Source organism: Streptosporangium sp. NPDC004631, assembly GCF_053601935.1.
The window spans coordinates 137017-156372 of the sequence record NZ_JBSGCR010000015.1; the positions used below are offsets into that span (position 1 = coordinate 137017).

The 19356-nt window shown below is 70.2% G+C and carries 17 protein-coding genes; 15 read left to right on the plus strand and 2 right to left on the minus strand.

From position 1 onward, the window contains the following. Positions 1-172: 172 nt before the first annotated feature. The 12 genes from pdxS to ACWEF2_RS17725 all read left to right on the plus strand — a co-directional run bounded on the left by pdxS (position 173) and on the right by ACWEF2_RS17725 (position 13150). Positions 173-1087, plus strand: a complete 915-nt coding sequence (gene pdxS / locus ACWEF2_RS17670; protein WP_453816392.1) for a pyridoxal 5'-phosphate synthase lyase subunit PdxS — start codon at positions 173-175, stop codon at positions 1085-1087. Positions 1088-1397: 310 nt separating this feature from the next. Continuing rightward, positions 1398-1988 carry a pyridoxal 5'-phosphate synthase glutaminase subunit PdxT gene (gene pdxT, locus ACWEF2_RS17675; RefSeq protein WP_453816394.1) on the plus strand — a complete coding sequence of 197 codons (591 nt, stop codon included), beginning with the start codon at positions 1398-1400 and terminating at the stop codon, positions 1986-1988. Positions 1989-1991: 3 nt separating this feature from the next. Continuing rightward, positions 1992-2744, plus strand: a complete 753-nt coding sequence (locus tag ACWEF2_RS17680) for a YebC/PmpR family DNA-binding transcriptional regulator (RefSeq protein ID WP_355599485.1) — start codon at positions 1992-1994, stop codon at positions 2742-2744. 256 nt (positions 2745-3000) lie between these two features. After that, positions 3001-4158 (plus strand): GNAT family N-acetyltransferase, encoded by a 1158-nt coding sequence (locus tag ACWEF2_RS17685; RefSeq protein ID WP_453816396.1) that lies wholly within the window; start codon positions 3001-3003, stop codon positions 4156-4158. A 103-nt stretch (positions 4159-4261) separates the two neighbouring features. After that, positions 4262-4852 (plus strand): crossover junction endodeoxyribonuclease RuvC, encoded by a 591-nt coding sequence (gene ruvC / locus ACWEF2_RS17690; protein WP_453816428.1) that lies wholly within the window; start codon positions 4262-4264, stop codon positions 4850-4852. Beyond that, positions 4849-5469: a Holliday junction branch migration protein RuvA gene (gene ruvA / locus ACWEF2_RS17695; RefSeq protein WP_453816398.1), complete on the plus strand. Its 621-nt coding sequence runs from the start codon at positions 4849-4851 to the stop codon at positions 5467-5469. Before ruvC ends, ruvA begins: the two co-directional genes overlap by 4 nt. 115 nt (positions 5470-5584) lie before the next feature. Further along, the gene (gene ruvB, locus ACWEF2_RS17700) at positions 5585-6643 is read left to right on the plus strand and encodes a Holliday junction branch migration DNA helicase RuvB (RefSeq protein ID WP_453816400.1); all 1059 of its coding nucleotides are present in this window, start codon (positions 5585-5587) and stop codon (positions 6641-6643) included. A gap of 226 nt (positions 6644-6869) precedes the next feature. Then, positions 6870-7244, plus strand: coding sequence for a preprotein translocase subunit YajC (yajC, locus tag ACWEF2_RS17705; protein WP_453816402.1), 375 nt, complete (start codon positions 6870-6872; stop codon positions 7242-7244). Positions 7245-7327: 83 nt separating this feature from the next. After that, complete coding sequence (gene secD / locus ACWEF2_RS17710; protein WP_453816404.1) at positions 7328-9094, plus strand: protein translocase subunit SecD; 1767 nt, start codon at positions 7328-7330, stop codon at positions 9092-9094. After that, positions 9094-10131 (plus strand): protein translocase subunit SecF, encoded by a 1038-nt coding sequence (gene secF / locus ACWEF2_RS17715; RefSeq protein ID WP_453816406.1) that lies wholly within the window; start codon positions 9094-9096, stop codon positions 10129-10131. The genes secD and secF overlap by 1 nt, the downstream gene beginning before the upstream one ends. Before the next feature lie 65 nt (positions 10132-10196). Then, positions 10197-10715 (plus strand): adenine phosphoribosyltransferase, encoded by a 519-nt coding sequence (locus ACWEF2_RS17720; RefSeq protein ID WP_453816407.1) that lies wholly within the window; start codon positions 10197-10199, stop codon positions 10713-10715. Between the two features lie 239 nt (positions 10716-10954). Continuing rightward, positions 10955-13150 (plus strand): RelA/SpoT family protein, encoded by a 2196-nt coding sequence (locus ACWEF2_RS17725; protein ID WP_355599477.1) that lies wholly within the window; start codon positions 10955-10957, stop codon positions 13148-13150. Positions 13151-13244: 94 nt separating this feature from the next. Here ACWEF2_RS17725 and ACWEF2_RS17730 read toward each other — a convergent pair whose 3' ends face one another. Further along, entirely contained in the window at positions 13245-14474 is a 1230-nt protein-coding gene (locus ACWEF2_RS17730; RefSeq protein ID WP_453816410.1) for a DUF349 domain-containing protein, read from the minus strand. 59 nt (positions 14475-14533) lie between these two features. Further along, complete coding sequence (locus ACWEF2_RS17735; RefSeq protein ID WP_453816412.1) at positions 14534-15397, minus strand: peptidylprolyl isomerase; 864 nt, start codon at positions 15395-15397, stop codon at positions 14534-14536. Between the two features lie 148 nt (positions 15398-15545). Here ACWEF2_RS17735 and ACWEF2_RS17740 point away from each other — a divergent pair, with 148 nt between their 5' ends. From ACWEF2_RS17740 to aspS, 3 genes are read left to right on the plus strand one after another with little or no spacing between them, the layout of a single operon-like run. Further along, a complete protein-coding gene (locus tag ACWEF2_RS17740; RefSeq protein WP_453816414.1) occupies positions 15546-16241 on the plus strand; it encodes an MBL fold metallo-hydrolase in 696 nt (231 codons plus the stop codon). A 3-nt stretch (positions 16242-16244) separates the two neighbouring features. Further along, positions 16245-17510: a histidine--tRNA ligase gene (gene hisS / locus ACWEF2_RS17745; protein WP_453816416.1), complete on the plus strand. Its 1266-nt coding sequence runs from the start codon at positions 16245-16247 to the stop codon at positions 17508-17510. After that, positions 17507-19243: an aspartate--tRNA ligase gene (aspS, locus tag ACWEF2_RS17750; RefSeq protein WP_453816417.1), complete on the plus strand. Its 1737-nt coding sequence runs from the start codon at positions 17507-17509 to the stop codon at positions 19241-19243. Before hisS ends, aspS begins: the two co-directional genes overlap by 4 nt. Positions 19244-19356 lie beyond the last annotated feature (113 nt).

Consider the following 19356-nt stretch of genomic DNA (forward strand, 5'->3'; position numbering starts at 1 on the left):
GGGAATTCCCCGTCCGTCGCCGCAGGTCCTCCATGATGTCCAAGAAGATCGCTCGATGGAGACAAGATGGTGTGTAAGAGGACATGCCGCCCAGCGCCTACGATGGAGGTGCCGGAAACCGCCCTGGGGGGCGGCCCGTGATCCGCAACCCAGCCGTCGTGAGGTAGAGACCGTGTCCAGCAGCACGCCCGAAGTCACCGAGACCGCCGTCACCGGAACCGCCCGGGTGAAGCGCGGCATGGCCGAGATGCTCAAGGGCGGCGTCATCATGGACGTCGTCAACGCGGAACAGGCCAAGATCGCCGAGGACGCAGGCGCCGTCGCCGTCATGGCCCTTGAGCGGGTCCCCGCCGACATCCGCGCCCAGGGGGGCGTCTCGCGGATGAGCGACCCCGACATGATCGACGGCATCATCTCCGCCGTCTCCATCCCCGTCATGGCCAAGGCCCGCATCGGCCACTTCGTCGAGGCCCAGGTGCTCCAGTCGCTCGGCGTCGACTACGTGGACGAGTCCGAGGTGCTGACCCCGGCCGACTTCGCCAACCACATCGACAAGTGGCAGTTCACGGTGCCCTTCGTCTGCGGCGCGACCAACCTGGGCGAGGCGCTGCGCCGTATCACCGAGGGCGCGGCGATGATCCGTTCCAAGGGTGAGGCCGGCACCGGCGACGTCTCCAACGCCACCACCCACATGCGTAAGATCCGGGGCGAGCTCAAGCGCCTGTCCTCGCTGCCCGAGGACGAGCTGTTCGTCGCGGCCAAGGAGCTGCAGGCGCCGTACGAGCTGGTGGCCGAGGTCGCCAAGACCGGCAAGCTCCCCGTGGTGCTCTTCACCGCCGGTGGCATCGCCACCCCGGCCGACGCCGCGATGATGATGCAGCTCGGCGCCGAGGGCGTGTTCGTCGGCTCGGGCATCTTCAAGTCCGGCAACCCGGCCCAGCGCGCCGCGGCGATCGTCAAGGCCACCACCTTCTACGACGACCCGGACGTCATCGCCAAGGTCTCCCGCGGCCTGGGCGAGGCCATGGTGGGCATCAACGTCGAGGACATCCCGGCCCCGCACCGTCTGGCGGAGCGCGGCTGGTAGGCGTTCCCCCGGAAAAGGCGGCATCCGCGAGGAGGCCGCCTTTTCCGCTTCCCGGGGCGCGGTTTCCGCGGCCCGTGCCGGTCGGCGCCCCAGGCCGCGCGGGGCTCGCCGGGGCGTTCCCCCGCCGGGACGATCCCCTCCCGCCGAGGAGGGAGCCGGTGGGCGGGGGCTCCGGGAACGGTCCGGGCCGGAGGCGAAGGCCCGGATCGGACGGTTCCGCGGGAACGGTCCGGAGGATGATCGGGTTTGGGGCGGCGCGCGGAGTGGCCATACGCTGAAGGGGCCTTCCGAGCCCCTTGAGAGGACCACTGTGAGCATCGCCCCGACCATCGGTGTGTTCGCCCTGCAGGGAGACGTGCGCGAGCACGTGCGCTCTCTGGAGGCGGTGGGTGCGAAGGCGGTGGCCGTACGGCGTCCCGGTGAGCTGGAGGCGGTCGACGGCCTGGTCATCCCCGGCGGGGAGTCCACCACGATGTGGAAGCTCGCCGACACGTTCGAGCTGCTCGAACCGCTCCGGCTGAGGATCAAGGGAGGCATGCCCGCCTACGGCTCCTGCGCCGGCATGATCATGCTGGCCGACCGGATCGAGGGCGGGGTCGAGGGCCAGCAGACGGTCGGTGGCATCGACATGGTGGTCCGCCGCAACGCCTTCGGCCGCCAGGTCGACTCCTTCGAGGCCGACGTCGACTTCGCCGGGCGCGGCGCGCTCCGCGCGGTCTTCATCCGCGCCCCGTGGGTGGAATCCGTGGGTTCCGAGGTTGAAGTGCTGGCTCGGGCCGAAGCTGGGGATAGGATCGTCGCGGTCCGCCAAGGATCGCTGCTCGCCACGTCCTTCCATCCGGAACTTACCGGGGACGTCGGGGTGCATTCATACTTCGTTGAGATGGTGAGGGAGCTCTAGCCGATGTCGGGCCACTCCAAATGGGCGACGACCAAGCACAAGAAGGCCGCGCTTGACTCCAAGCGGGGCAAGCTGTTCGCCAAGCTCATCAAGAACATCGAGGTCGCGGCTCGGACCGGTGGCCCCGACCCGGACGGCAACCCGACGCTGTACGACGCCATCACCAAGGCGCGTAAGAACTCGGTCCCCATCGACAACATCGAGCGCGCCCGCAAACGCGGCGGCGGCCTGGAGGCCGGCGGCGCCGACTGGCAGACCATCATGTACGAGGGCTACGCCCCGGGCGGCGTCGCGGTGCTGATCGAGTGCCTCACCGACAACCGCAACCGCGCCGCCTCGGAGGTCCGGGTCGCCCTGACCCGCAACGGCGGCTCCCTGGCCGACCCCGGATCGGTGTCCTACATGTTCAACCGCAAGGGCGTCGTGCTCGTCCCCAGGGGCGAGCTGTCGGAGGACGACGTGCTGACCGCCGTGCTCGACGCGGGAGCCGAGGAGGTCAACGATCTCGGCGACTCCTTCGAGGTCGTCTCCGAGGCCACCGACCTCGTGCCGGTCCGCAAGGCCCTGCAGGCCGCCGGGATCGACTACGACTCGGCCGAGTCCGGGTTCCTGCCGACGATGAACGTCCCGCTCGACGAGGACGGCGCGCGCAAGGTCTTCAGGCTGATCGACGCCCTTGAGGACAGCGACGACGTTCAGAACGTCTGGGCCAACTTCGACGTCTCCGACGAGGTCATGGAGAAGCTCGACGCCTGAGCGCACCCGCCCGGCGCCCGTCCCCGGCAGCCCCCTCCCCGCGCTCCCGCGGTCCCCGGCGCCTCGATCGGCGGGTCCTGCAGGCTCCGGGATTCGCCGCCGGAGGTGGACGCCTCGCCGCACGGGGTTTTCCGGGCGATCCGCCGGGGCCGTCCCGCAGGAGGGCCGAAGGCGGGACCGCCCCTTCGGCGCGCCCTCGACGTGGACCGTTCCCCCGCGGCTCCCGCCCCAGGCGGATGGCCTAGGTTGGACGACTGTGCAGCTACGTGATTTGACCCTCGACGATCTCGACGCCGTGATGGACAACCGCACGCGTGCCTTCGGACTCCTGTCCGAAGCCGAGCAGGAGGTCTGGCGCAGGCTGGTCGTCCCGATGCTCGGCGGCGGGAGATACCTCGGCCTTGTCGACGGCCCCCGGCTCGTCGCGACGAGCCGGATCGCCGACTTCACCCAGTGGTGGCACGGCAGGCCGATCTCCATGGGCGGCGTCGCCTCGGTGACCGTCGCCCCGGAGGACCGGGGACGTGGCGTCGCCCGGACCCTGATGCAGGCCACCCTCGACCGCTGCGCGGACCTGGGACATCCGGTCTCGGCCCTCTATCCGGCCACCACCTCCCTCTACCGGTCGCTGGGCTGGGAACACGCCGGCGCCATGTACCGGGCCACGCTGCCGGCCGAGGCGCTGCGCGGCATCAGGCTCACCGAGCGGGTCGGGCTCCGCCGGATGGGCCCCGGCGACGCCGCCGAGGTGATCGCGCTGCTCGGCCGCGTCCACGCGGCCACCCGCGCCTCCGGCCCCGTCCGCTGGGACGCCGGTGTCTGGGAGTCGCGGCTGGCGGACAAGGACGCCTTCCTCTACCTCGCCGACGACGGCTTCGTCGTCTACCGCTGGAACGGCAACGACATCGAGGTCTCCAACCTCGTCGCGGGCTCGGAGGCCACCGTCCGGGCCCTGTGGTCGCTGGTGGGCTCCTCCGCCTCGATCGCCAAGTCGGTCCGCGCGGTCGTCGCCCCCGACGACCCGGTTCTCTGGCTGATCGGCGACCGCGCCGAGGACAGGATCGAGCAGACCCGCTGGATGTTCCGCGTCGTCGACCTCGCCTCCGCCGTCGCGGGGCGAGGCTTCCCGCCGGGTGCCGTCCTCGACACCGTGATCCAGGTGGACGACCCCCGGCGGGAGGCCAACTCCGGAAGCTGGCATCTGACGGTCTCCGGCGGATCCGGTACGGTCCAGCCCGCCGGCTCCCGGCCCGGGACCGTTCCCGTTCTCACGGCCAACGCCCTCGCCGCCCTGTACGCGGGGGTTCCCACACCCACCCTCCGCCGCTCGGGACTTCTCACCGGGCCGGCGGACGGTGACGCGGCCCTCGACGAGGCCTTCCAGGCCAGGCCCCACATGCTCGACTACTTCTGACGGGGCGGTGCCGGGTAACCGTGCGTCGCGTGCTCACACACGGTAGAGTCGGGCACCGAACAGATGTTCGGCGAGTGGAGGCGTGTCGGTGCGGTTGCCCGAGCTGCGGGTGATGGGGGTCGATCCGGGGCTGACCCGGTGCGGCCTCGGTGCGGTCGAGGGACGGCCGGGAGCGCCGCTCACCCTGGTCAAGGTCGGAGTCGTGCGGACCCCGGCCGACGAGGAGATCGGTGCCCGTCTGGTGGCGATCGAGGCGGGGATCGAGAGGTGGCTCGACGAGATCGAGCCCGACGCGGTCGCGGTGGAGCGCGTCTTCGCCCAGCACAACCTCAGGACCGTGATGGGCACCGCGCAGGCTTCCGCGGTGGCGATTCTGTGCGCGTCCCGCCGGGGGCTGCCGGTGGCGCTGCACACGCCCTCCGAGGTCAAGGCCGCGATCACCGGCAGCGGTACGGCCGGCAAGCAGCAGGTCGGGGCCATGGTGACCCGGCTGCTGCGGCTGGACGCGATGCCCAAGCCCGCCGACGCCGCCGACGCCCTCGCCCTCGCCATCTGCCACGTGTGGCGGGGCGGCGCGCAGAATCGGCTGGCGGAGGCGGTGGCCAGGGTCCGCTCAGACCCCGGCACCACCGCCGCCGCCTACTTCCGCGGACGCGGCCGGGCCGCGGGGCATCCGAGAGGAACCACGCAGTGATCGCCTCGGTGCGCGGACGGGTGGCCACGATCGCGCCGGACGGGGCGGTGATCGAGGTCGGCGGGGTGGGCATGCTGGTCCACTGCACGCCGGGCACGCTGGCCACGTTGCGGCTGGGGGAGGAGGTCAGGCTGGCCACCTCCCTGGTGGTCCGTGAAGACTCGCTGACGCTGTTCGGCTTCGCCGCCGACGACGAGCGCGCGGTCTTCGAGATGCTGCAGACGGCCAACGGGGTCGGCCCCAAGGTCGCCCTGGCGATGCTGGCCGTGCACACGCCCAACGCCCTCCGGATGGCCGTGGCGAGCGCGGACGTCAAGGCGCTGACCAGGGTGCCGGGGGTCGGGCCCAAGGGCGCCCAGCGGATCATCGTCGATCTCAAGGACAGGCTCGGCACGCCCGAGGAGGCCGTCAACGCCGCGCTCGACGGGGGCGGGGTCACGCCCCCCTGGCGTGACCAGGTGCATTCCGGCCTGGTGGGGCTGGGTTACCCGGCCAGGGACGCCGACGAGGCCGTCGCCGCCGTCGCCCCCCAGGCCGACGCCGAGATCGCGCAGGGCCGGGTCCCGCAGGTGGCGGCGCTGCTCAAGGCCGCGCTCCGCATGCTGAGCGTCCGGTGACCCCGGACGCCGCGACGCGGGCGCCGGTCGTCCCGGGGCGCCACGGGTCCGGGTGGCGAAGGATCGGCAGGACGGCGGCCCGGGCGGGCGTCCCAGCGAGTGAGGGTGGATCGGCGTGACTTCCGAGCGGGATCTGGTGTCGCCGGAGGCCGAGGGCGACGAGCGGCTCGTCGAGGCGGCGCTCCGGCCCAAACGGCTGGAGGAGTTCATCGGCCAGGCGCGGGTGCGCGAGCAACTGTCCCTGGTCCTGCACAGCGCGCTGCGGCGCAACCGGCCGCCGGACCACGTGCTGATGAGCGGTGGACCGGGACTGGGTAAGACGACCCTCTCCATGATCATCGCCACCGAGCTCTCCGTGCCGCTCCGGATCACCTCGGGCCCCGCGCTGGAGCGGGCAGGCGACCTCGCGGCGATCCTGTCGACCCTCTCGGAGGGCGAGGTCCTCTTCATCGACGAGATCCACCGGATGGCGCGCCCGGCGGAGGAGATGCTCTATCTCGCGATGGAGGACTTCCGCGTCGACATCGTGGTTGGCAAGGGGCCGGGGGCGACCGCGATCCCGCTGGAGGTCGCGCCGTTCACCCTGGTCGGGGCCACCACCCGGGCCGGCCTGCTGCCCGCGCCGCTGCGCGACCGGTTCGGGTTCGTGGCGCACATGGACTTCTACGACCCCGCCGAGCTGGAGCAGGTTCTGCACCGTTCCGCGCGGCTGCTCGGCCTGCGGCTTCCCGGTGACGCGGCCCACGAGATCGCCGGGCGCTCCCGGGGCACGCCCCGCATCGCCAACCGGCTGCTGCGCCGGGTGCGCGACTTCGCGGAGGTGCGGGCCGACGGAGTGATCACCGGGGATGTCGCCTCGGCGGCGCTGAACCTCTACGAGGTCGACGCCGAAGGGCTGGATCGGCTGGACCGGGCCGTGCTCGGGGCGCTGCTGCGTAAGTTCGGCGGCGGCCCGGTGGGCCTGTCCACCCTGGCGGTCGCGGTGGGTGAGGAGCCTGAGACCGTCGAGGTGGTCGCCGAGCCGTTCCTGGTGCGGCAGGGACTGCTGGCCCGCACGCCCCGCGGGCGCGTCGCGACCGCCGCCGCCTGGCTTCACCTGGGCCTGACCCCGCCCCCGGAGGCGTTCGGCGCCTCGATGATCGGTGATTTCGGGGATGATTCGGCCCCTCCCTGACGTTGAATCCTGGGAGGAAGGCCGCGTCACGTTGATCACGAATTGGTGACAACGGTATCGAAATGGGAACTTCCCCGCGCGCCAGATCGTGACTTCGTTGCCGCGCTCCTAACAGCTCGCCTAAACTCCGTGGCTTGGCTGGCTGTGTAGGCTGACGTGCTGAGCGGCGTGGCCGTATACGACGTCCGGCGCCAGGCCGGTCATTCTTAAGTGAAGGAGCGGCCCTATGGGCGGCAACTATTCGAGCCTTATCATGATCGCTCTGATGGTCGTGGTGTTCTACTTCCTGCTGATCCGGCCGCAGCGCAAGCGGCAGCAGGAGCAGGCCCGGATGCAGAACTCCCTGGCCCCGGGGACCAGCATCATGACGACCACCGGGCTTTTCGCGACTGTGGTGGCGATCGACGCCGACGATGTGATCCTTGAGATCGCCCCCGGTGTTGAGACCCGCTGGGTCAAGGCCGCGATCGGCCGCGTGCTGACACCGGTCGACGACGTGGAGGACGATGATGTCAAGAACGTCGGAACCGTGGACGACAACGTGGCCGGGACCGTGGAGCCGCATGGTGACGACCAGGACTCGACGACCAAGAAGTCATGAGTAGGCACGCCAACAATCCCTACAGCCGAAAGAACTGACGACCAGTGGCCCGATCGACCAGTGGCCAGAGCAGACCGGGACGCATGCTCCTCCTGCTTCTGGCGATTATTCTCGCCATGGGCGGGGTGATGCTCCTGAACAAGGCGTACACCCCCCAATATGGCCTTGACCTCGCCGGCGGCACGACAGTGACGCTGCAACCCGTCACCCCGAACGGTACCCCTCCCACCGAGGAGAGTATCGACCTGGCCGTTGGCATCATCCGGAATCGGGTGAACGGCAGCGGCATCTCCGACGCCGAGGTCGCCAAGTCCGGCGACAACATCATCATCTCCGTCCCCGGAGTGGGCCAAGAGGAAGTCGTCAAGCTGGTCGGCACCACCGCGGAACTGCGATTCCGTCAGGTGATGGCGGTCGCGGCGGGATCACCTCAGCCCCCGGGGCAAATGCCCACCCAGGCGCCGACGCCGACTCCTACAGCCCCCGGCGGGAAGGGGGCAAAAACGCCGGCCCCGTCCTCCTCGCCCAAGGCCGAGGGCAAGGAGGACACCGGTTCGTCTCGGCCGGCCGCGACCACGACCGCGGCACCCACCCCGAACGGCTCACCCGCCGGTCGTGCCCTGTCCGCGGCGCTCATCAACCCCAGCCCGGCGCCCACCCCCTCCACCAAGCCTGGCAAGTCCGACAAGCCCGGCAAGAGCGCGACTCCGTCCGCGCAGCCGCCGCAGCCCGGGGAGTCCGACGACCCCTTGGCGGGGGTGGACCCGACCGGTATCGATCCGGCGGTGCTCAAGCAGTTCGAGGCCCTCGACTGCTCCAAGGACAAGGGGCAGGGCGCTCAGGACGACCCCAACAAGCAGTTCGTCGGCTGTAGCGAGGACGGCAGCGCCAAGTACGTTCTCGACAAGGCGGCCGTGATCGGCAGCTCGATCGCCACCGCGAACGCCGGTGTGGACCAGACCACCGGCGAGTGGCTCGTCCAGCTCTCCTTCAAGGGGCAGGGCCCCGACCAGTGGTCGAGGGTCACCACCACCGCCTTCAACTCGCAGCCGCCGCGCAACCAGGTCGCCATGGTCCTGGACGGCGTGGTGATCTCCGCGCCGGTCATCCAGGAGCCCATCACCGGCGGCCGGGCGCAGATCTCCGGCAACTTCACCGACGCGTCGGCCAACGAGCTGGCCAGCCAGCTCAAGTTCGGCGCCCTGCCGCTGAAGTTCGAGAAGGGCTCGATCAACGAGGTCTCCTCCGCCCTGGGCGCCGACCAGCTCCGCGGTGGCCTCATCGCCGGCGCGATCGGCCTGGGCCTGGTCCTGATCTACTCGATGCTCTACTACCGGGGGCTGGGCATCGTCTCGGTGCTGAGTCTCGTGGTGGCGTCGACCCTGACCTTCCAGGCGGTGGTGATCCTCGGCGCGTTCGCGGGCTTCCGCCTGTCGCTGCCGCACATCATCGGCCTGATCGTCTCGATCGGTATCACGGCGGACTCGTTCATCGTCTACTTCGAACGCATCCGCGACGAGATGAAGGAGGGCCGCCGCTCGCTGCGGACGGCCGTCGAGGTCGCCTGGGTCCGTGCCCGCCGGACGATCCTGATCGCGGACGCGGTCATGTTCATCGCCGCGATCGTCCTGTACTTCCTGGCGGTCGGCGGCGTGGCCGGGTTCGCGTTCGCGATGGGCCTGACCACGATCATCGACATCGTCGTGGTGTTCATGTTCACCAAGCCGCTCGTGGCGCTGCTGGCCAAGCGGAAGTTCTTCGCCAAGGGGCACAAGCTCTCCGGCCTCGACGCCGAGCGGATGAGCAGCACGACCGCCGTCGGCTCCAAGACCGTTCCGCAGGAGGCCTGATGTCCGGCATCGCGCGCCGGTTGTACCGCGGCGAGATCGACGTCGACTTCGTCGGACGCAAGAAGCTCTGGTACGGCCTCTCCGCCGTGCTGCTGGCGATCTCCATCGCCGGTCTGGTCTTCCAGGGCCTGAACCTGGGGGTGGAGTTCAAGGGCGGATCGGTGTTCTCCTTCAAGGCGCCGACCACCTCCATCCAGGAGGTGCGGAGCACCTTCGGCGACGCGGGCGCCCACCAGGTCATCGTGCAGACCACGAACAACGGCTGGTGGGTCACCACCGAGAGCCTCCCGGCCGAGGAGGTGACAAGTGTTCAGAAGACGGTGGCCCGGAAGTTCGGCCTCGCGCAGAACCAGGTCAACCTCCAGGTCATCGGCGCCTCGTGGGGTGGTCAGGTGGCCGACAAGGCGATCACCGGCCTGATCGTCTTCATGCTGGCGATCATCCTGTACCTCACGCTCGCCTTCGAGTGGAAGATGGCGCTGGCCGCCGTCGTGGCGCTGCTCCACGACCTGGTGATCACCGCCGGCGTCTACGCGTGGTCCGGCTTCGAGGTCACCCCGGCGACCCTGCTGGGCTTCCTGACGATTCTCGGCTACTCGCTGTACGACGCGGTCGTGGTGTTCGACATGATCAAGGAGGTCACCGCCAAGCTCGGCACGACCTCCAAGGTGACCTACACCCAGGCCGCGAACAACGCGCTGAACCACACGCTGATCCGGTCGCTGAACACCACCCTGGTGGCGATCCTGCCGGTGGCCGCGATCCTGTTCATCGGCACCACGCTTTTTGGGGCCGGTACGCTCAAGGACCTGTCGCTGGCGCTCTTCGTCGGCATGATCGTCGGCACGTACTCCTCGCTGTGCGTGGCGACGCCGCTGCTGGTCACGTTGAAGGAGCGCGAGTCGCGCTACCAGGCGCTCGCCCGCAGGCTCGCCTCCCAGGGGGCCAAGGGCACGGCCAAGAGCGTCCGGCAGCCGGTGACGGCGGGAGCCGCCAACGGCTCCACGTCCGACGGCGAGAAGCGCAAGAAGAAGTAGGCCGCGGAGATCGAGCCTCCGTCCCCTGGTTCGGGGGGCGGAGGCTTTTCCTTGAGGAAGTGACGATGAGTGACCTGAGCAGGCTGATCCTGACCCGGATCCGCGACGTGTCCGACTACCCCCGGCCGGGGGTGCTGTTCAAGGACATCACCCCCCTGCTCGCCGATCCGCCGGCGATGGCCGCCGTGGTGGACGAGCTCGCCGGTCTCCACCGGGTGGACAAGATCGTCGGGATCGAGGCCCGGGGGTTCATCCTGGCGGCCCCCGTGGCGTACAAGGCCGGCGCCGGCTTCGTCCCGGTGCGCAAGAAAGGCAAACTGCCCTCGGAGACCCTTGAGGAGTCCTACGATCTGGAGTACGGCTCCGCCACCATCGAGGTCCATCGAGACGCCTTCGTCCCAGGGGAACGCGTCCTGATCGTCGACGATGTGCTCGCCACCGGCGGCACGGCGTGCGCGGCGGTGGAGCTGGTCCGCAGGGCGGGTGCCGACGTCGTCGCCATCGCCGTCCTCATGGAACTGGCCTTCCTCAACGGCCGGGAGCGGCTGGACGGCGTCGAGGTGCATTCCCTCGTGATCGTCTGATGGCACCCCGCCGGGGAGGGCATCCGAGTCGGTCTGGATACACTGGGGGGATCTGGACTCGAATGTGAGGAGTCTGAGTGCCCCGTGATGTGGTCGTTCCCGACGTGACCGCCGACGGTGGCGGTCCCGCGACGGCCGTCCCGGCAGGCGATGCCGGTTCTGCCGTGTCCGGAGCCACCGAAGAGAGGCCCGCGGTAAGGCGCAGGCTCGCACGCCTTGGGGGGCAATGGGGTGGCGCCATGAACCCGGTGCTTGAGCCGCTGTTCCGGACGGTCCGCGCGACCCATCCGAAGGCGGACCTGCGGCTCATCGAGCGTGCCTACGATGTGGCCGCCTACCATCATCGCGATCAGAAGCGCAAGAGCGGGGACCCGTACATCACCCACCCGCTGGCGGTGGCGACCATCCTCGCCGAGCTGGGCACCGACGACGAGACGCTCTGCGCCGCGCTGCTGCACGACACCGTCGAGGACACCGCCTACGGGCTGGACGAGCTGCGCTCGGACTTCGGTGACAGCATCGCGCTGCTGGTCGACGGCGTCACCAAGCTCGACAAGGTCAAGTTCGGTGACGCCGCGCAGGCCGAGACCGTGCGGAAGATGGTCGTGGCGATGTCCCGCGACATCCGGGTGCTGGTGATCAAGCTCGCCGACCGGCTGCACAACATGCGCACCATGCGCTACCTGCCCGAGCACAAGCGGCAGCAGAAGTCCCGTGAGACGCTGGAGATCTTCGCGCCGCTCGCCCACCGGCTGGGCATGAACACCATCAAGTGGGAGCTGGAGGACCTCGCGTTCGCCATGCTCTACCCCAAGCGGTACGACGAGATCGCCCGGATGGTGTCGGAGCGGGCCCCGCGCAGGGACCTGTTCCTGCAGGAGGTCATCGAGAAGGTCTCCGGCGACCTGCGTGAGGCCAAGATCCGCGCGCTGGTCAAGGGCCGTCCCAAGCACTACTACTCGGTCTACCAGAAGATGATCGCCAGGGACGTCGCCTTCGACGACATCTACGACCTGGTCGGCATCCGGGTGCTGGTCGACACGGTCCGCGACTGCTACGCCGCCCTCGGGACGATCCACGCGCGATGGAACCCGGTGCCGGGCCGGTTCAAGGACTACATCGCGATGCCCAAGTTCAACATGTACCAGTCGCTGCACACCACGGTCATCGGCCCCGAGGGCAAGCCGGTGGAGCTCCAGATCCGCACCCACGGCATGCACCACAGGGCCGAGTACGGCGTGGCCGCGCACTGGAAGTACAAGGAGGACATGACCACCTCCGGTCCGCCGGGGGCCAAGCTGAAGCCGGCCAGCGACATGGCCTGGCTCCGCCAGCTCCTCGACTGGCAGAAGGAGACCGCGGACCCGGGGGAGTTCCTGGAGTCGCTCAGGTTCGACCTGTCGGTCTCCGAGGTCTACGTCTTCACCCCCAGAGGCCAGGTGATCGCCCTTCCCGAGGGGGCGACGTCGGTCGACTTCGCCTACGCGGTGCACACCGAGGTCGGCCACCGCTGCATCGGCGCCCGGGTCAACGGCCGCCTGGTGCCGCTGGAGTCGCGGCTGGGCAACGGCGACACCGTGGAGATCTTCACCTCCAAGTCGCCCGACGCGGGGCCGTCGCGCGACTGGCTCAAGTTCGTCAAGTCCGGCCGGGCCCGCAACAAGATCCGGCAGTGGTTCTCCAAGGAGCGCCGCGAGACCGCGATCGAGGCGGGCAAGGAGGCCATCGGCCGGGCCATGCGCAAGCAGGGCCTGCCCCTGCAGCGCCTGATGTCCGGAGAGTCCCTTCTGGCCCTCGCCAGGGACCTGCGCTACCCCGATGTCTCCGCGCTCTACGCGGCCGTCGGAGAGGGCCACGTGGCCGCCCAGGCGGTGGTTCAGAAGCTGGTCCACTCCATCGGGGGGGTGGAGGGCGCCGAGGAGGACATCGCCGAGGCCTCGGTCCCGACGAAGCTGCGCGGCCGTCCCCGTGGCAGCGGCGGGGCGGGCGTGGTGGTCGCGGGCGACTCCGACGTCTGGGTCCGGCTGTCGCGCTGCTGTACCCCCGTGCCCGGCGACGAGATCATCGGCTTCGTCACCCGCGGTCACGGGGTGTCGGTGCACCGCACCAACTGCCCCAACGTGGAGCAGCTGAGGTCCGAGCCCGACCGCCTGGTGGAGGTGGCCTGGTCGGTGGGCGACGACTCGGTGTTCCTGGTCGCGCTCCAGGTCGAGGCGCTCGACCGGCCGCGCCTGCTGTCGGATGTGACCCGGACCCTGTCGGACCAGCACGTGAACATCCTGTCCGCGTCGGTGACCACCTCCAGGGACCGCGTGGCGATCAGCAGGTTCACCTTCGAGATGGGCGACCCCAAGCATCTGGGGCACGTCCTCAAGGCCGTCCGCAACATCCCGGGCGTCTACGACGTCTACCGGGTGAGCGGCGCCGGCTCCTGATCCCCGCCGTCCTCCCCGATCCGCCGGCCCGAGGGCCGTAACGGTTCCGGGGGCGTGCCCATGGCGGGCACGCCCCCGGAAACCTCGGGATCCGTCAGGAGAACTCGGCGAGTGTACGCTCGGCCTCCTCCAGCCAGGAACGGCGGGCGGTCAGGGCCTCCTCGGCGTCCTTCGCGTCCTTGTCCTTGCCGGCCGCCTGCGCCTTGGTCAGGCGGGCCTCCAGCTGCTCGATGGACCTGCGGAGCTGGTCGACCGTGTTCTGCGCGCGGGCGCGGGCCTCGGGGTTGGAGCGCTTCCACTCCGCCTCCTCGGCCTTGCGGACCGCGTCGTCGATCTTGCGCAGCCCGCCCTCAAGGCGGTCGCGCTGCTCACGCGGGACCGGGCCGGCCGCCTCCCACCGCTCCAGGACGCCGCGGAGCGTGGCCCTGGCGGAGCGGGCGTCGGAGATCGGGAGGATCTTCTCGGCCTCGGTCAGCAACTGCTCCTTGACCTCGGCGTTGGCCGCGAGCGAGGCGTCCCGCTCGGCGAAGACCGTCGAACGGGCCTGGAAGAACTGGTCCTGGGCGCCCTTGAAGCGGCCCCAGAGCTCGTCCTCGACCTCCCGGGAGGCCCGGCCCGCCGACTTCCACTGCTGCATCAGCTCGCGGTAGGCGGACGCCGTGGCGCCCCAGTCGGTGGAGGAGGCCAGCGCCTCCGCCTCGGCCACGATGCGCTCCTTGGAGGAGCGCACGCCCTCACGCTGCTCGTCCAGCCCGGCGAAGTAGGCCTTGCGCCGCTTGGCGAAGGCCGTGCGGGCGGCCGAGAGGCGCTTCCAGAGCGCGGCCTCGGTGACCCGGTCGATGCGCTCGGCCGTCTTCCACTCCTCGACGAGCTGGCGCAGCCGCTCGCCGCCGGTCTTCCAGTGGGTGGTGTCGTCGGCGATGCGCTCGGCCTCGGCGACGATCCGCTCCTTGATGCCCCTGGCCTCCGCGCGGGCCACGTCCCTGGCGGCCTTGACCTCCTCGCGGCGCTGGGCTACCAGCTCCGTGACGGCGTTCAGCCGCCCCAGCAGCGCGTCGAGGTCACCGACCGCGTGCGCGCCGGTGATCGCCTCGCGGAGCTTGACGATGGTCGCCTCCGCCTGGGCGGGCGGCAGGTCGGTGCCGCGGACCCGCTGTTCCAGCAGCGTGACCTGCCCGGCCAGCTCGTCGAACTTGCGATGGAAGTAGGCCAGGGCCTCCTCCGGTTCGCCGGCCTGCCAGGACCCGACGGCCCGTTCTCCCTCAGCCGTACGCACGTAGACGGTGCCGTCGTCGTCTACCCGGCCCCACGGGTCGGTGCTCACCGTGTCCTCCCGCACTTTCATCAGCCTTTCGAGGCTAACCGCCTCTTGGTTGTATTACGTCAGCTCTTGCTGGACATTGTCACGTCTTTGATTTCCACGGTTTCCTTTGGAGCTCCGGTGCCGTCGGGCCCCGGCGTGATGACACCGCCCTTGTTCACCTTGTCGATGATCTCCATTCCCTTGGTGACCGTACCGAACGGGGTGTAGTCCGGGGTCAGCGGGGCGTCGCCGTACACGATGAAGAACTGGCTGCCGTTGGTGTCGGCGCCGCTGTTGGCCATGGCCACGACGCCCCGGGTGTACTTCGCCCCCTTGAGGTTCTCGTTGACGAAACGGTACCCGGGACCGCCCTGGCCGTCGGTCTGGCCCTTGCCGTCGGCCTTGGCCAGCGGATCGCCGCACTGCAGCACCGGGAACCGGTCGGAGCCGAGGCGGTGGCACTTGGAGCCGTTGAAGAACTTCTTCTTGGCCAGGAAGGCGAAGGAGTTGACCGTGCAGGGCGTCTTCTTGGCCGACACCTCGACGACGATGTCCCCCCGGTTGGTCTTCAGGGTCATCGTCTTGGGTGACATGTCCACCTTCGCCGGGGGCAGGCCGACGTCCTTGGCCGGGCCGCCGCCGGTGTCGGCGACGTAGCCGCAGGTGCCGGCGGCGGGGTCGAACGCCGTCGGCCCGGAGGTCTCCTGGGTCGCCGACGGGCTCGACGGCGAGGCCGTCGGGGCCGGGTCGACCGTGGCCGAGGAGGGGTCACCGCCTCCGAGCAGCGCGGTCACGGCGATCACACCGCCCACGACCACCACCACGGCCCCGCTGGTACCGATGATCGCGTTACGCTTGGCACGGGCCTCACGTTCCATGCGCCGCTGGATCTGCCGCTCGTGGTGCTCGCGCGCCAGCTGCTTCTGGCGGTCCTTGCCGCTCACCGCTTCGCCCTCCCGAGTGCCGGAGTATCACTTATTGAGGTGGGCGAATCGTATCGGCCAATGGGTAATGGTTCGCAGCCCGCCGACCCGCACCGGTACCCTTCGGTTACATTCCCATCCGTATTCTTGACGAGATCAGCTGAGGCAGATGCTCATCGCCGGGTTCCCCGCAGGGTCGTTTCAGACCAACTGCTACGTCGTCGCCCCCGCCGCGGGCGAGGAGTGCGTCGTCGTCGATCCGGGCCAGAACGCCGTCGGCGACCTGGACGACGTGCTGCGCGAGCATCGGCTGAAGCCGGTCGCGGTGCTGGTCACCCACGGGCACATCGATCACATGTGGTCGGTCGCCCCGGTCTGCGGCGCGCGTGACATCCCCGCGTGGGTCCATCCCGAAGACCGTGAGCTGCTCTCCGATCCGGGCAAGGGGCTCTCCCTGGCGGCAGGGCAGCAGCTGTTCGGCGGGCTGACCTTCACCGAGCCCGACGACGTGCGGGAGATGGCCGACGGTGAGGTGCTGCGCCTGGCGGGCATGGAGCTGACGGTCGACCACACCCCCGGCCATACCAGGGGGTCGGTGACGTTCAGGTTGCCCCGCACCGAGGAGATCCCCGACGTGATGTTCTCGGGCGACCTGCTGTTCGCCGGCTCCATCGGCCGCACAGACCTTCCGGGCGGCGACTACCCGACCATTCTGCGCAGCCTGGCCACCAAGTGCCTGCCACTGCCGGAGGACACGGTGGTCCTGCCCGGACACGGACCACAGACCACGATCGGCCACGAGCGCGCCACCAACCCGTATCTCGCGGAGGCCGCGCCGTACGCCGGTCCCACCAGGGGACTTTAGAAGATGACTCTGCAGGCGCCCAAGGGCACCTTTGACTGGCTCCCGCCCCGCTCGGAGCGGGCGCTCGCGGTCCGCGAGGCGCTGACCGCCCCGGTCCGCCGCGCGGGATACGGCTACATCGAGACACCGGTCTTCGAGGACACCGCGCTGTTCGTGCGGGGTGTCGGGGAGTCGACCGACATCGTCTCCAAGGAGATGTACACCTTCGAGGACAAGGGCGGACGCTCGATCACGCTCCGCCCCGAGGGCACCGCCCCGGTCGTGCGGGCCGTCCTCCAGCACGGCCTGCACAACGGCAGGCTTCCGGTGAAGCTGTGGTACTCGGGCAGCCAGTTCCGCTACGAGCGGGCCCAGAAGGGCCGCTACCGCCACTTCTGGCAGGTCGGCGCCGAGGCCCTGGGGGCGGAGGACCCCGCGCTGGACGCCGAGCTGATCGTGCTGGCGGCCGACGGCTACGCCGGGCTGGGGCTGACCGGCGTCCGGTTGCTGCTCAACACGCTGGGCGACCGGGAGTGCCGCCCCGCCTACCGCGCCGCGCTGCAGGACTTCCTGCGCGGGCTCGACCTCGACGAGCCCACCCGGGCCCGGATCGAGATCAATCCGTTGCGTGTGCTCGACGACAAGCGCCCCGAGGTGCAGGCGCGGCTCACCGGCGCCCCGCTGGTCGTCGACCACCTGTGCGAGGCGTGCAAGACCTACCACGAGGAGGTCCGCTCGCTGCTGACCGCCTCAGGTGTGGCCTACGCCGACGACCCCAGGCTGGTCCGCGGCCTGGACTACTACACGCGCACGACGTTCGAGTTCGTCCACGACGGGCTGGGCTCGCAGTCGGCGGTCGGCGGCGGCGGGCGCTACGACGGGCTCAGCGAGGCGCTCGGCGGGCCGGCGCTGCCCGGCGTCGGCTGGGCGCTCGGCGTCGACCGCACCCTTCTGGCGATGGAGGCCGAGGGGCTGCTCGACGGCGAGACCCCCGAGTCCCGCGTCCAGGTGTACGGTGTGCCGCTGGGCGCCGAGGCGGCCCGCCGGATGTTCCGGCTCATCACCGAGCTGCGCCGGGCCGGCCTCGACGCCGACATGTCGTTCGGCGCCAAGGGCGTCAAGGCCGCGATGAAGGGCGCCGACCGGTCGGGGGCGAGCTACGCCGTGATTCTCGGAGATCGAGATATCGCCGAGGGATCCGCCCAGGTCAAGGACCTGGTCAGCGGTGACCAGGCCGCCGTACCGCTCGCTGAGATCGTCACGACCCTGAAGGAGAGACTGAACAAATGATCCGCACGCACGAAGCGGGATCACTGCGCGCCGAGCACGCCGGGCAGCGGGTGACGCTGGCCGGCTGGGTGGCACGCCGCCGCGATCACGGCGGTGTGGTCTTCATCGACCTGCGCGACGCCTCCGGCTCCTCCCAGGTGGTCTTCCGCGAGGAGGACGACGCGCACGGTCTGCGCGCGGAGTACTGCGTCAAGGTCGTCGGGCAGGTGCGGGTGCGCCCCGCGGGCAACGAGAACCCCGAGCTGCCGACCGGCGCGATCGAGGTCGTCGCCTCCGAGGTCGAGGTGCTCAGCGAGTCCGCGCCGCTGCCGTTCCCGGTCGAGGGCGCCGCGGGCGTCTCGGAGGAGGCCCGCCTCAAGTACCGCTACCTCGACATCCGCCGCCGGCAGGTCGCGCAGGCCATGCGGATCCGCTCCAAGGCCACCTACCTCGCCCACGAGGTGATGAACCAGCACGGGTTCAACTACGTCGAGACTCCGACGTTGACCCGTTCCACCCCCGAGGGCGCCCGCGACTTCCTGGTGCCGGTCCGGCTCCAGCCCGGCAGCTGGTACGCCCTGCCGCAGTCGCCGCAGCTGTTCAAGCAGCTCCTCATGGTCGCCGGTCTGGAGCGCTACTACCAGCTCGCCCGCTGCTTCCGCGACGAGGATCTGCGCGCCGACCGGCAGCCGGAGTTCACCCAGATCGACATTGAGATGTCCTTCGTGGACCAGGACGACGTCATCGCGCTGGGTGAGGCCCTGATCGGCCGCATCTGGAAGGAGACGATCGGCTACGAGCTGCCCGCGCCGCTGCCCCGGATGACCTACTGGGAGGCCATGGCCCGCTACGGCTCCGACAAGCCCGACCTGCGCTTCGGCCAGGAGCTGGTCGAGATGACCGGATTCTTCGCCGACACCGCCTTCCGGGTGTTCCAGGCGCCCTACGTGGGTGCCGTGATCATGCCGGGCGGCGCGTCCCAGAGCCGCAAGGAGCTGGACGGCTGGCAGGACTGGGCCAAGTCGCGCGGTGCCAGGGGACTGGCCTACGTGCTCGTCGGCGAGGACGGCGCGCTCGGCGGCCCGGTCGCCAAGAACCTGTCGGAGACCGAGAGCGCGGGGCTGGCGGCCAAGGTGGGCGCCGCGCCCGGCGACGCGATCTTCTTCGCCGCCGGTGCGGCCTCCTCGTCCCGCGACCTGCTCGGCGCGGCCCGGTTGGAGATCGGCCGCCGCTGCGGCCTGATCGACGAGTCGGCGTGGAGCTTCCTGTGGATCGTGGACGCCCCCATGTTCGAGGAGGACGGCGAGGGCGGCTGGACCGCGGTCCACCACCCGTTCACCGGTCCCAAGCCCGAGTGGGCCGACAACTTCCAGGACCACCCCGGCGAGGCCCTCGCCTACGCCTACGACATGGTCTGCAACGGCATGGAGATCGGCGGCGGCTCGATCCGTATCCACCGGGCCGAGATGCAGCAGCGCGTCTTCGACGTGCTCGGCATCTCCAAGGAGGAGGCGGAGAGCAAGTTCGGCTTCCTGCTGGAGGCGTTCAAGTACGGCCCGCCGCCGCACGGGGGCATCGCCTACGGCTGGGACCGGATCTGCATGCTCCTGGCGGGTGGCGACTCCATCCGCGACGTCATCGCCTTCCCCAAGACGGCCTCCGGCTTCGACCCGCTGACCGCCGCGCCCACCCCGATCACCGGGGAGCAGCGCAAGGAGGCGGGCGTCGACGCCAAGCCGAAGACGGACGCCTGACCTCCCGGCGCCTCCCGGTCTCCGGAAACGGCGGACGGCCCCCCGGACATCCGGGGGGCGCCCGGTTTCGAGCCGACCGCGACCCTCGCGCTGCCGACCGCCCAGATCGGAGC

Bases quoted from the DNA above. Each gene is read 5' to 3' on its own strand.
- hisS (WP_453816416.1), top strand. From the start codon at position 16,245: ATGACTCTGCAGGCGCCCAAGGGCACCTTTGACTGGCTCCCGCCCCGC.
- ACWEF2_RS17725 (WP_355599477.1), top strand. From the start codon at position 10,955: ATGAACCCGGTGCTTGAGCCGCTGTTCCGGACGGTCCGCGCGACCCAT.
- ACWEF2_RS17680 (WP_355599485.1), top strand. From the start codon at position 1,992: ATGTCGGGCCACTCCAAATGGGCGACGACCAAGCACAAGAAGGCCGCG.
- secF (WP_453816406.1), top strand. From the start codon at position 9,094: ATGTCCGGCATCGCGCGCCGGTTGTACCGCGGCGAGATCGACGTCGAC.
- secD (WP_453816404.1), top strand. From the start codon at position 7,328: ATGCTCCTCCTGCTTCTGGCGATTATTCTCGCCATGGGCGGGGTGATG.
- yajC (WP_453816402.1), top strand. From the start codon at position 6,870: ATGGGCGGCAACTATTCGAGCCTTATCATGATCGCTCTGATGGTCGTG.
- ACWEF2_RS17740 (WP_453816414.1), top strand. From the start codon at position 15,546: ATGCTCATCGCCGGGTTCCCCGCAGGGTCGTTTCAGACCAACTGCTAC.
- ACWEF2_RS17720 (WP_453816407.1), top strand. From the start codon at position 10,197: ATGAGTGACCTGAGCAGGCTGATCCTGACCCGGATCCGCGACGTGTCC.
- aspS (WP_453816417.1), top strand. From the start codon at position 17,507: ATGATCCGCACGCACGAAGCGGGATCACTGCGCGCCGAGCACGCCGGG.